Origin of the sequence: Microbacterium jejuense (assembly GCF_019511665.1) — a bacterium.
Classification (GTDB): domain Bacteria; phylum Actinomycetota; class Actinomycetes; order Actinomycetales; family Microbacteriaceae; genus Microbacterium; species Microbacterium jejuense_A.
Genome location: NZ_JAEUAW010000014.1, coordinates 49,121 through 62,520 on the forward strand (window position 1 = coordinate 49,121; position 13,400 = coordinate 62,520).

Here is a 13,400-nt window from a genome sequence, read left to right on the forward strand (position 1 = left end):
TCAGGCCTGACGGCGCCGGCGCATCACGACGAGCAGCAGGCCGAGCAGCAGCAGGCCGAGCCCCGAGAACAGCCAGCCCTGCATGCCCGCGGCGCCGGTCGCCGCCAGGGCGCCGTCGCCACCGCCCGCGTCCGCTGCGCCTGGCCGGCCGGCTCCGCCGGGCTGCCCGGGCTGCTCCGGCTCGCCCGGCTGCTCCGGCTCCTCCGGCGTATCGGCCGGCGCGTTGATGTACACGTTCCGCGCGACCGCGCCGTCGTAGAGCGGGTCGTCGCTCACGACGGTGTGGCTCACGGTCTCGACCACCATGCCCGGACCGGGCTCGTTCGTGGGGGCGGCCGTCAGCAGCGTCGGGAACGGGTGCGGGCCGGTCGTCGGCAGCAGCCGCACGATCACCGTCTTGGGTCCGATCTCGCCGATCTCGAAGACGAGCACGACCTGGTCGTGGAAGGTGAGCCCGCCGTCGATCGAGACCTGCGCGTACGGGATGCCGCCGCCGTAGGCCGCCGAGATCGTGATGTAGACGCGTGCGGTCGGCGGGCTCGACAGGGCGATCGTGTAGCTGTCGGTCACTTTGACACCGGTCTGCAGCGTCGTGGTGCCGTCGGTCTCGACGATGACGACCTCACCGGCACCCGGGATCTGCGGCGGCACCGGGATGACCAGCGGCACCGGCGGGACGGCATCCTCCGCCCACAGCGCGACCGGGGCGGGCAGCACGACCGGCGCGACCACCAGCGTCGGCAGCGCGACGTGGTACAGCTTCGCCAACAGGCCGGCGCCGACGACCGAGGTCAGCGCGACGGCGAGACCCGGCGAGGCCGCGGCCGCGAGCACCTGCACCGTCGCGGCGCCGGCGCCGCCGTCGAGCGACAGGAATCCGTTCTGGCGGTAGCCGCCGGCCAGGAGGCGCACCACGAGCAGGCGGAACGCGTCCGCCCCGACCGTCCCCTCGATCCGCAGCTCTGCACGGTGCCCGTTGATGACGAACCGGTCGGCGCCCTCGCCGCCGTACAGCACCGTCGGGAACGTGACGCCGGCGCTCGCGTTGCCGAACTCGGTCTCGACGGTCTCGAACGCGCTGCCCGGCTGGACGCTCGGCTCGATGCGCGGCGTCGCGAAGAACTGCCCGACCACGAAGGTGTCGTCGCCGTCGCCGCCGAACACCGTCGTGATGGCGCTGTTGTCGTCGAACACGAAGACGTCGTCGCCGTCGTAGCCGTTGACCGTCAGGCGCGCGTTGACGCCCTCGTCGTAGGCGATCGTCTCGGCGGTCGCGGCCGCCGCGTTGAGCTGCGCGACGAAGGCCGCACGGCGGGCGTCGGGGTGCTCCGCGATCCCGGCCAGAGCGCGGAAGAGGAACAGGTCCGTCGCATCCGTCCCGTCGATCGTGAGGGTGTTGAGCCCCGTGCGCGCGCCGCCGCCGCGCACGATGATGCGGTAGTCGTGTCCGACGGCGTCCTCGCCGCCCCACGTCTGGATGCGGAAGTCGTTGTCGCCACCGTGGCCCCACAGCACCAGGGCGTCGCGCACCTCCGTGCCGGCGAAGTCGTCGCCCGGCGCTGCCACGTGGGTGCCGGTCATGGTCCGCAGCCACCACACCTCGAACGTGTCGTCGCCCTGCAGCGAGAGCGGGTCGGTGGGATCGTCGCCGAACACCTCGGTGTGGCCGCCGAGGAGCGTGTCGAGCAGGAAGAAGTGGTCGTCGCCGGCGGCACCGAGGATCTGCATCGGGCCGTTCATCTCGGCCTCCGTGAAGAAGAACCCGTCGGCGCCGGCCGCACCGAACAGCTGCGTCGGACCGTTGACCTGCGTGTGGTCGAAGAAGATCCCGTCGTCACCGTCGCCGGCGAACACCGACAGCGGCCCGTTCACGATCGTCGCGTCGAAGAGGAACGTGTCGTCCCCGAGGCCGCCGTACATCCGGATCGGGTCGCCGGCGACCGTGCCGCCGAAGTACAGCAGCGATCCGCCGTCGAGCGCCGTGGTCTTGCCGAACGAGGCGCGGACGGTCACGGTCGCGCCCTCGATGAGGGTGAGCAGCGGCGCGATCACGTCCTGGCCCACGAGGAGGGTGACGTCGCCGCCGCCGACGACGCGGCCCTCGGTCATCGTCACGAGCTCGTCGATCGTGCGGCCCTCGGTGATGACGAAGAGGCTCTCGTCGTCGCCGCCGGCCACGAACGGCACCGTGAGACGCACGTCGCCGGTGGCCGCCTCCGCGCGGAGCACGATGAGCGAGCCGGTCGCCTCGGTGACGAACACGCCTGTCGGAGGGACGAAGATCACGCCGTCGCCGGGGAGCGACAGCGCGTACAGCCGTGAGCCGGTGCCGGTGTCGATCACGAGGTCCGCGGAGCGGTCGGGGCTGTCGGAGCCGATGGAGCCGCCGATGGCGATGAGGTCGATGTCGCGGCCGACGACACGCACGGCGCCGGTCGGCGCATCCGCCTGGATCCCCCCGGCCCGGGTGCGCAGCGCGACGTCGGCCGTGAGCGAGTGCACCAGGGCGACGAACAGCGTGCCCGCCACCTGGTCGAGGAGGATGTCGCCCGCCGCGAGCGCGGTCACCGAACCGCGCGACGACAGCGACGAGCGGATCTCGAGGAAGTCCGGCGCGGAGTCGGCCGGATCGACGTCCGCGGGATCGACGTCGGGTCCGCCGATGCGCCCCGACACGAGTCCTGCGATCATCACGATGCTGCGCCCGGCGACGCGGGGCGTGCCGTCGTCGATGGTGCCCTCGTCGAGGATCGACGCGGTGTCCTGCATCGTGCGCAGGAAGACGTCCTCGGCCGTCGAGGTGATCGTGCCGACGCGCAGGTCGGCGACCGTCTCCTCATCGCGGATGAACCCGTTGGTGTGGAGCGTGATCTCGCCGTCGCCGTTCTGCGTCGAGTACTGCTGATCGGGGAACCGCATGCTGACCAGCGTCGCGTCGACGTTCGAGAACACGACGAACGAGATGTTCGTGGCGGTGGACGGATGCCGCACGACGATGTCGTCGCCCGCGCTCAGATCGCTGAACGTGTAGTCACTGTCGGCGAGCTCGTTCACCGTGCCCCATGCGACGAGCACGGGGTCGTCGAAGCCGCCCCACGGACCCGGGTCGGGGTGGAAGTAGGTGTGGTAGAGCCCGCTCGGCGGGACCGTCGTGTTCGACGGCGGGTGCGTCACGTCGACCTGCACCCAGTAGGACGACATCGCCGGCGCGTCCGAGCCCGACAGCGAGTCGTTCACGAGGAGGTCGATGTCGTCGCCGGCGTGGATGGGACCGAGCAGCGGCGCGAACGCGGTGCCCGCGTAGGGCGACCCGACCGGCATCCGGGCGACATACGTGAGGTCGAGCACGACGTCGTCGCGCGCGTCGGCGACGAGCTCGACGAGCCGCGTGGGATCGACGTCGTCGACGAGGTAGTCGCTCTGGACCAGGACGACGGGGATCGGCAGCCGGATCGCGATGCCGAGGAAGGTGAAGCTCGCCCCGATGGTGCCCCGGTTGGCATGCAGCTGGGCGATGTTGGTGCGGATGCTGCCGCCGTTCTCTGCCCAGATGTCGCCGTGCTCGTCGATCACCCTCGTCGTGCCGATCGGGTTGTCGATGTAGCCGTTGAGGATGATGTCGGGCGTGCCCGGCCCCGCCCAGTTGGCGATGTCGACGAACGTCGGGAGGAAGAGAGGCCGCCCGATGTGGAACCGGAAGGCCGACGAGTCCTCTGCCTGCACCTCGACCGTCGCGCCGACGTCGTCGAGGTTCACGACGCTGATGCCGTTGACGCGGAGCACCCGGCTGGAGAAGTTGTGCAGCCGCACGAAGTCGAAGGTGTTCTGCACCTGCAGCGTCCCCTGGTCGCCGGTCAGTGTGCCGGTCTGGGATCCCGCCGGGTTGTTCACGAAGTACGTCGCCGAGCCGCCGCCGTTGTTCTCGATCGGGTCGACGACGATCTCGCGCCCTTCGGGGATGATCTGGCCCAGGGTATACACGGCGCCGAGGTCGTCGCGCACGGTGACGGCATACTTCTTGACGATCCGGCCGCTGCTGTCGACCACCAGGGTCGGGTTGGGCGCGTGCAGCACGACGTCGGCGTTCCAGTCGATCCAGCGGTGCCGGTTGTCGTCGGCGCTGTCGTCGTCGCCGCCGAAGTCGATGAAGCCGCCGCCCGTCGAGGCTCGCGGGTCGACGACCACCTGCTCGTGGAGCGCCTCGACACGGAGGATCGCGGTGCGGATGCGCACGCCCGCCTCGCCCGTGACCGACGACGTCGCGTTGTAGCGGACGACGGCGTCGGCGTCGCTGTCGCCGCCGAAGCAGCCGCATGTGGCGCGGGCGTCGGCCACGAGGCGCACCTGGAGGTGCTGCGCGCGGATGGTCACGGTCTGGTATCCGATGATCTTCGCGCCGCTGACCAGGTGCACGTGGGCGTTCGAGGTGAGCGTGACCTCCGAGCGCGCGTCCGAGTCCTCGAACGCGCCGTCGCCGTTGGAGCGGTTGTGGTCGAGCAGGCTCGTCGTGACCATCTGCGCCTGGAGCGTCACGTTGTCGGCCTCGAGGTGCGCGGCACCGCCGACGGTGAGGGTCGTGTCGTTGTTCGCCACGATGTGGCACGGGTCGCCGCCGCAGTCGCCCGACGTCGAGCTGCCGGCGAACGATCCGCCCGAGGCTCCGGCGCGCAGCTCGGACTGCATCGCCGTCGACGAGGACGCCGCGATGTCGTTCCACGCCGTGATGCGGCCGTCGAGGGTCACGTGCGACGTGGTGCCGAGATCGGCGCGCGTCTGCGCCTCGGTGCCGTGGCCGAACCCGCCGGCGTTGGAATACGCGTACGCGTTGCCGCTGGCCAGGGTCAGCGGGTCGATCGTGACGCTGCCGCCGGTGGTCGAGAGCTCGCTGCCCGGTCGCACCGACACCGTCGTCGTGGCCTTCGCGCTCACGACCGCTCGTGCGTGGGTGATGGAGATGAACCCGAGGCCGCCCGACGTGCCGTCGGCCACGGCCGCGGCGGTGTTGAGGGCGTGGACGCCGATCTCGCCGCCGGCGCTGATCTTCGCGCCGTCGCCGATCGTGAGCTCGAGCGTGGCGTCGACGACGACGCGCGGACGCGTCGCACCCACCTGGATGAAGCCTCCGCCGTCGCCCGCGACCTTGGCCTCGGAGTACGTGCCCGAGGGGAGCGTGGGCGCCATCGTGGCGACCTGCAGGTGCTGCGTCCCCGTTCCCGCCGCCGTGAGGTCGACGACCAGCTTTCCGCCGCCGAGGGCCGGACCGAGATCGACGATCGCCGGGACGAACCGGCCGGTGCCGACGCTGCCGTTCGCGCCGAGCGGGCGGGTGAAGCAGACTCCGAGCAGCTCGATGAGCTTCAGCCCGAACGAGGTGGGGGTGGCGTTGCAGACCTCGTACACGCCGCCGTTCTGCAGGCCGGCGATCGGCTGCTGCCCGGGGGCGAACAGCTGGTGGATGACAGCCCGGCCGGCCTCGGAGATGTCGGGCACGAGGCCGAGGGCGGTGACCGGGATGAAGCCGCCGCCGCCGTCGTCGCAGGTGCCCAGCGCGTGGCACTGGCTGTCGGCGAGCTGGATGCGGTTGCCGTCGATGCGGATGACCCAGTACGTGGTGTCCTGGGCGAGGCCGCCCAGAGCGCCGCCGGTGGAGCGGTAGACGACGGCGTCGCCGTTCTGCAGGCCGTGATCGCGGACGGCGATGACGTTGTTGTCCTCGATCTGGAACGTGGGCGGGCTGCCGACCTGGACGGGGCTGCCCTGCGCGTCCACGACGATGTCGACGCGCGTGCTGTAGAACGACGCCCGTGCGAGGGCCGCGAGGTACTGCACCCACTGTCCGTCGCTGTACGAGTTCGGGGCGTTGATGAGCCCGTTCGCCTCGTCGACGTCTCCGCCGTCGAACTCGACGGGAGCGGACGGCGTGTCGGCGTCGATGAGCTGGATGCGGAAGTCGTCGAGGACGCGGACCCGGTACGCGTGCCCGTTCACGAGACCGGCCACCCCGAACCCCAAGGCGGTGTAGTAGACGCGCTGCCCGTCGGCGAAGCCGTGCTGCCGCGTGAACGTGATGACATCGTTCGCCGGGTCGACCTGGGCGGCCTCGAAGGAGGCGCCCAGCTGGATCTGCGTCGGCGAGACCACGATCACGCCGTACTTGGCGCCGTCGGTCAGACCGCCGACGGCGGTGCCCCCGCTGCGGTCGTACCGCACGGTGGCGGAGTCGTCGAGCGTGTGCGCCCCCGAGAGCGTGATGGTGTTCGTGCCGAGGTCCACCCCCGTGACCGCGTCGAACGCGTAGACCGGCAGCGGCGGCGGGGTGGCCGAGTTCTGGTGCGCCGTGAGGGTCACCGCTCCCCCGGCCCACAGCGTCGTGCCGTTCGCCACAGAGAGGCGCACCGTCGGATACGTCTCGGCGAGGGCGCTGTTCGACGACACGGCGAGGGCGGCCGCCGAGAAGTTCTCGGCGAACGAGCGCGACACCGGCTGCGCGGCGGCCCGGACGTCGATGTCGCCCGAGACGACGATGGGCGTGCCGGCGCCGACGATCGCCTCTGCCACCGGCCGCACGCGGGCCCATGCGGCCCCGGAGTCGATGGTGATCGCGCCGACGGCGGTGCTGGCGAGCTTGGCCGTCGCCGTGTCGGAGGTCACCGCGTGGACGCCGAGCGAGGCGCCGCTCGCGACGGTCGCGGCGAAATGCGCGAGGGTCGAGGAGTCGACGAAGGCCTTCGGCTCGGCGACGCCGACGGTGATGGCCCCGCCGTTGACCCCGCCACCGGCGGCGGTGGCCGCGTTCGTGGCCGTCGCGTCGACCGAGATCGCCGCTGAGGGCGCGTGGACGGTCGCGCCGTCGTGCACACGCGCGCGCGTGACGGCGGCGTCGGTGATGAGCGCCTCGGCACTGGAGATGCTCACGGCGATGACGCCCAGCGCGATGCTGCCCGACGTCGCCGAGACGGTCCGGTTCGCCGTGGCGCGGACCGCGAGCGACGTGCCGCCCACCTGCCGCGGTGCGGCATCGGCCACTGCGGCGGCGGCGATGCGGGCCGTCGGCACCGAGACGCCCACGACGAGCAGGCCGCCCGAGACGAGGTCGCTCTTGGCGGTCGCGGCCGCGGTCAGCACGGTCTCGACGAGCACGGCGCCGATCGTGACGAGCAGCCCCGTGCTGTACCGCGACGAGACGACGGCCGAGCCGTACACCTCGGCGTCGACGACGGAGCCGGTGATGCCGACGAGGGCGATCCCCACGGCCTCGATCGTCGCGTCGGACTTCGCGTTGCCGACGGCGCGGACCGAGACGCCCGTCGAGGCGATGATCGTGCCGTCGAAGGCGGAGGTGACCGGCGCCGCGATCGTCGCCTGGGCGACCACCACGCCCGCCTTGACGGCGCCGCCGCCGGCACTGTCGATGCCCGCCAGCGCGTGCGTGCCGTCGCGGCTCTCGGCGAGGAGTGACACCGCACCGGAGGCGGCGAGCATCACGCCCGCTGCGACGGACGCGGTCGTCGCCGCCGACTCGGCGATCGTCGCGGTGGCGACGGTGCCGCTCACCCCGATGATCGCGATGGAGGTCAGCTCCGCGGTCGCATCGACCGCGTTGCGCGACGAGGCTGTCACCGCGAACGAGGCCGACGTCGCGGGGCCCGCCTCGAACACAGCGCGTGTGGCGGCGGCGACCGTGGCGCGCGGCAGCAGGCCGTTGATGTCGAGGCCCGCGACGCTGACCTTCTTCATGTCGGTCTTCGCGGTGTTCGCCGACCACGCGGTCACCGACACGGCGCCGTTGCCGCCCCGCACGTCGGCGCCGCCGGCGGCGACCTCCGCGGTGACGCCGGCCGCGTCTGTGACGATGGCGAGCGCCGATCCGAAGCCGCCGTTGTAGAGGCCGGCCTCGATGTAGGCGGCAGAGGCCGTCGCGAGATTTGTGCCGCGGGCCTCGACCGTGAGGCCGTTGCCGACGAGTCCCGCGCGCAGCTCGGCGCGGGTCGCTGCGGCGATGGTGGCGCTGATGATGCGGACGTTGGCGTTGATGAAGCCGATGGTCGCGGCATCCGAATCCACATCCGCCGTGTTGTCTGCGGTCGCGACCACCGTCGTCGCTCCGCTCGACCACACCGGCGAGAAGATCGATGCCCGGGTGGCCGCCGAGGCGGCGATCTCGGACTCGGCGTACGCGACACTCACCTGGAGGATGCCGCCGAAGCCGGCGGTGAACGTCTCGGCCGCCGCCCGGTTTGTCGCGGTGCTGCGAACCTCCACCGAGCCCGAGCCGCCGATGACGCTCGAGACCTCGGCCGTCGTCGCACCGCGCAGGAACGCCGTCGCGACGTAGCCGCCGCCCGACACCAGCCCGCCCGAGCCGGCGGTGATGCCCGCGCTCGCCACGTTGCCCGAGCCGCCTTCGGTGAGGATCCGGGAGCGGGCCGCGACGAGTCCGCTGCTGAAGACGGTGCCGAGCTCGATGACCGCGCGCACCACCGCGGAGGCGGTGACCTCGGCGCTCGCCTCGACGCCCTGGCCGCTGCCGAGGAGTCCGATGCCGACGACGAAGGCGGCGGCCAGCGCCTGGTTCTGCCCCTCCGCGTCGACGGTGAGCGATCCGGATGCCCCCACATCGGCCCGGAAGATCGCCTCGGTGCGCCCGGTGATGAGCGCCTCCGGGTTCATGAAGCTGGCCGAGATCGCCGAGAGGCTGCCGCCGGGCGTGTAGGCGTCCGCGCGGTTGCGCGAGGTGGCGCGCATCGCGACGGCGCCGCCCGCCGAGATCCACGAGCCGTCGACCGCGGTGGCCGTCGTCTCGCGCGCGATGGTGGCGTGCGCGAGCGTGACGCCGATCGCGACGGCACCGACCTGCACGTTGACGGTGTCGGCGTCGATGGCGTTGCGGGCGTCGGCGGTGATCGTCGCTCCGCCGCCGAGGTGCGCGACGCCGGCGAACTCCGCCGCGGTGCGCCCGGTGATGTCGGCGATGGCGCCGGCGCCGATGCCGCTGCCGGCGAGACCGACCGACACCGAGAAGGCGGTGACGGGCACCGAGATGTCGGAGACCGCCGTGATGCGCAGGCCCCCGGCGGGAGCGTCGGCGCTGCCGATGAACACGGCGCCGATGCGGCCGACCGTGTCGCCGCTGACGTCTGCGGTGGCCACCGCGGCGCCGGCCGCCGCGAGGGCGATCGCGAGGCCGAGCGACAGCGGGCGGACGTCGCGGTCGGCTGCGGCATCCGCCGACACCGTCCCGCCCGCGACCGGGATGAGCACGCCGTCGTCGATGTGCGCGGTCTGGCGGGCGTCGGTGTCGAGCACGAGGATCTGGCCGCCGACCGACACCGCGCCGACCTGGCCGGTGAATGCGATCGCCTCGGTGCCCTCGCCATAGGTGGCGCGCACCGCGACGTCGCCGCCCGCCCGCACCGTGGTGCCCGTCGCGATGCCGGCGTCGACGGTCGAGCGGAGGGTCGCGACGAGGACGGATGCCCCGACCGCGACGATCCCGCCGGTCGCGGACCCCGCCAGGCCGAAGTACGTGTCGCGGGCGTCGGCGGTGACGGCGACCGAGCCGCCCGTCTGGAGGAAGGCGCCGACGCCGATGCGGCTGGTGGTGCCGCGCAGCGGCGGCGGCGTCGAGAAGGCGCTGGAGGCGAGCGTGGTTCCGGGCGCGGCGCCGGCGACGGCCGCGGCGGCCGCGTCGAGCCCGGCCTGCTTGCGCTGCGCCGTGTTCGTTTCCGACGAGTCGTTCGCCCCGCCGAGGATCGCCAGGTACCCGTTGGAGCCGGTGCCCGACGCGTGCTGGTCGGCCTGGCTCTGCGGTGTGCCCTCGCCCGACGACAGGGCGTCCTTCGGTCCGCTGCCGTCGTCGTAGGTCCCCGTGGGCTGCCCGCCGGCGGTCCACACCGACACCGACGCCGTGACCCCGACCGCACCGCCGCCCGCGCTCACGGCATAGGTCTGGATGTGGCGCACCGACAGTGCCTGCACCCGCAGGTGCGAGCTGGCGTGAATGGAGGCGTAGTCGCCGATGACCGCGTTCGCGGCGACATCGATGACGCCGATGTCGATGCCGCCCGCCACCCCGACGAAGCCGCCGGCCACGCCTCCGCCGATCGTGAAGGTGTCGGTGAGGTCGGTGGCCGTGACCGAGACGCTCTGCGTGGGGCCGGCGTCGGCGCGGTCGCCGTTCACGACGGTGCGGTCTGCCGCGGTGCTCTCGATCGCGGCGACCGTCGTGCCGCGGATGAGCGTGACGTTGACGGCGCCCGAGACCCCGACGAAGCCCGCGCCGCCGGAGATCGCCATGCCGAACACGTGCTGCGACGACGAGGCGAAGACCGCGAGCCCGCTCTGCCCCGCGGCGGGGAAGGTGTCGCCGCTGATCGTGCCGAGCGGGATGCCGCCGAGCGCCCAGCCGCGCGCCGCCCGCGCGTCGACCACGCTGCCCGCGCCGATGGTGGCGGCGGTGTCCTTGACGGCCGACACGACGGCGACACCGGCGCCGACGCCGACGCCGACGAAGCCGACGCCCAGACCGCCCGAGACGACCGTGAAGCCGGTGCGGTCGTCGGCCGCGACGAGGACGTTGTTGCCCGCGTCGAGCGTCACGTGCCGGCCGACTCTGCCGTGGGTGTGCGTGTCGAGCACGACGGTGGCCACGGCAGCGGCGACACCCGCGACGCCCGCTCCGAGGGCGGCGGCGATCGCGGTCACCTCCTGGCTGCCGACGGCCGACAGCAGGATGTCGCCCGCGGCCCGCACGACGGCGCCGTCGGCGATCGTCGCGTCGACGTCGAGCGTGACGATGTCGACGGTGGCGTTGGTCGCGACCCCGGCCATGCCGCCGCCGACCGCGGCCGAGACCATGAGCTGGCGGAACGCGCCGCCGGCGGCGACCGTGACGGACTGCCACGGTGCCGCGCCGTCGTTGTCGTCGTTCACGCGCGCCAGTCGCCCGATGAAGGCGTCGGTGTCGGCCGTCACGACGTTGACGTTGCCCGCGACGCCGACTCCCGCCGTGGCCGCGACGGCGGCGCTGGCGCCGACCGCGAGGATCTCGTCGCTGTTGTTCGCCACGACCGCGACGCCGTACATCGCGCCCGTGCGGGGCGTGAGGATGCGGATGCCGGTGATCTTCGCCGGATCGCCGGGCGACTGCATCCCCTGCCGCACGAAGCTGTGCGCGCGGCCGGTCGCGACGCCCGGGTTCAGGTCGATGACGGCGAACGGGGTGCCGCTGCAGCCCGACGCCGACGGGTCGGCCTGGCACTTGGTGCGGGCGAGCTGGAAGCTGTGCGGGCCGGTGACCACGACGTAGTACGTCTCGCCGTCGACGAGACCGCCGATGGGCGCTCCCCCGTTGGCCGTGTAGGTGACGGCGTCGCCGGTCACCAGCGGCGTGGCGGAGTTGTCGGCCTTGTCCTTCGGCATGTCGTACGGCAGGTTGACGGTGTTCGAGCCGCCGTCGACGTCGCTGGCCGGCGTCAGGTACGGCGCGATGCGCTCGGGCACGGTGGCCTGGTCTGTCGGGAAGATGCGGTGGGACTGTCCGGGACGGGCGGGCGAGGCGAGCGCGATGGGCGCCCCGCCCGATGTGGCGGTCAGGCGCAGCCGCGTCGGGAACGCCGCGTCGACGATCGCGAAGTACGCCGCCCCAGGCGTGAGGCCGAGGATCGGCTGACCGCCGCCCGTCTCGTACGAGACGCGCTGGCCGTTCTCGATGCCGTGGACGTAGCCGAGCTCGAGCTGGTCGCCGCCGATGATGGCCGTCTGCGGGTTGAACCGCGTGTCGATGTAGTGGACGTCGTAGCCGCCGAGCGTGCCCATGAGTCCCGAGCCGCCGGCGAGCGCCGTCACGCGCGACAGGTCGCCGATGAACGCGGTGGTGGTCTTCTTGAGCACCGGCACGGCGGCCGTGAGGCCCACCGATGCCGTGCCGCTGACGGCCACGGAGCCGGCGACGATGTCCATCGACAGCACCTCGTTGGCCGAGATGCGCGCGCTGCCGCCGGCCACGACGACGGAACGGGATGCCGCGCACGCCGCTTCGCTCGCGACGGCGGCTCCGCACACCTCGCCGACGAACGCCTTCGTCACGATCGTGTAGACCGAGACGGTGGCGTTGGCCGAGACGGCCGCCGTGCCGCCGACGCTGCCGCCGGCCGCGACGCTCGTGACCTTCTCGCTCGACGTCGCGTCGACGGTGACGTCGCCGCTCACCGTCACGAGGGTCTGCGGGGCGATCCAGGCCTGCGTGGACTTGTTCACCACCTGGACGTCGGCGCCGAGACCGACGCCCGCGGTGCCGCCGACGGCGAGCTGCCCGGCGATGCCGCGCAGGATCGTGTCGTCCGTGGCGGCGAGGCGCAGTCCCGCCGAGCCGCCCGCCGTGACGCCGTCGACGGTGACGCTGCGGTCGAGGTGCGCGTGGGTGGTGTTGTTCTGCACGCCGACGGTCGCCGCTCCGGCGAGGCCCGCGGTGCCGCCGACGCCTCCGCCGACGGCGACGAGCCACAGGTCCTCGCTCTGCGTCGCGGTCATCGTGAGTCCGATGCCGCCGCGGGCCCACAGCTCGGCCTCCGGCCCGGCGAACGCGTCGACGATGCCCGTGCGGACGAAGACGATCGACGAGAGGCCGAGGCCCGCGGTGCTGGCGGCGCCGATCGCGCCGGCGAAGAGGGTCATCGTGACGGGGTCGGCGGCAGAGATCGTCATCGAGCCGCGGGCGCGCAGCGCCGTCGGCGTCTCGGCGGTGCTGTCGACGTACGCGCGGGTGCCCGGGGCGCCCGACCCCTGGTTCACGACCAGGACGACGAACGAGCCCGCGATGCCGGCATCCGAGGCGACTCCCCCGCCCGCGACGATCTGCGTGAACTTCTCCCCGGCGGTCGCCACGAGCCAGGCCGAGCCGCCGAGATCGGCGGTCACGCCGCGCCCGACGTACGCCCGCACGTCCTTGTTGTGCACGCCGACGATGAGCGCGAAGCCGACGCCGGCGCTGCCGGTGCTCGCGCCCAGCGCGCCCGCGACGTCCACGAACTCGGTCTGGTCGGACGCCGTGAACGACAGGTCCTGCGCGGCGCCGGTCGGGATCCCCTGGTTCACCGAGGCGGCGTCGCCGAGCCACGCGCGCGTCGCCCGGTTGACGACGTTCACCACGAGAGATCCGCCGACGCCCGCGTCGCCGCCGCCCAGGGCCGCACCCAGCGCGACGCCGGTGAAGGCGGGCAGATCGATGAGGGGCACGTCCGGCGCGGCGAGCGGGACGAGGGATGCCGCCGCCCGGCCGATGACGGCACCGCCCGCGTCGATGGTGGTCGGGCGGGCGAAGCTCGAGTCGATGTGGGCGAGGGTCGTGGAGTCGACGAACTGCACGACGATGCCGGCGCCGACGCCGCTGCCGTTCGTGG

Annotated in this window: 1 protein-coding gene (cut by a window edge); it reads right to left on the reverse strand. The window is 72.9% G+C overall.

Annotation, left to right across the window (positions count from 1 at the left end; genetic code table 11):
* A protein-coding gene (locus JNB62_RS15705) for a beta strand repeat-containing protein (RefSeq protein ID WP_220301843.1) crosses the window boundary here: on the reverse strand, positions 1 to 13,400 show its 3' end. The gene runs 19,306 nt beyond the window's last position; only the last 13,400 of its 32,706 coding nucleotides appear in the window; its start codon lies beyond the right edge, outside the window; its stop codon occupies positions 1 to 3.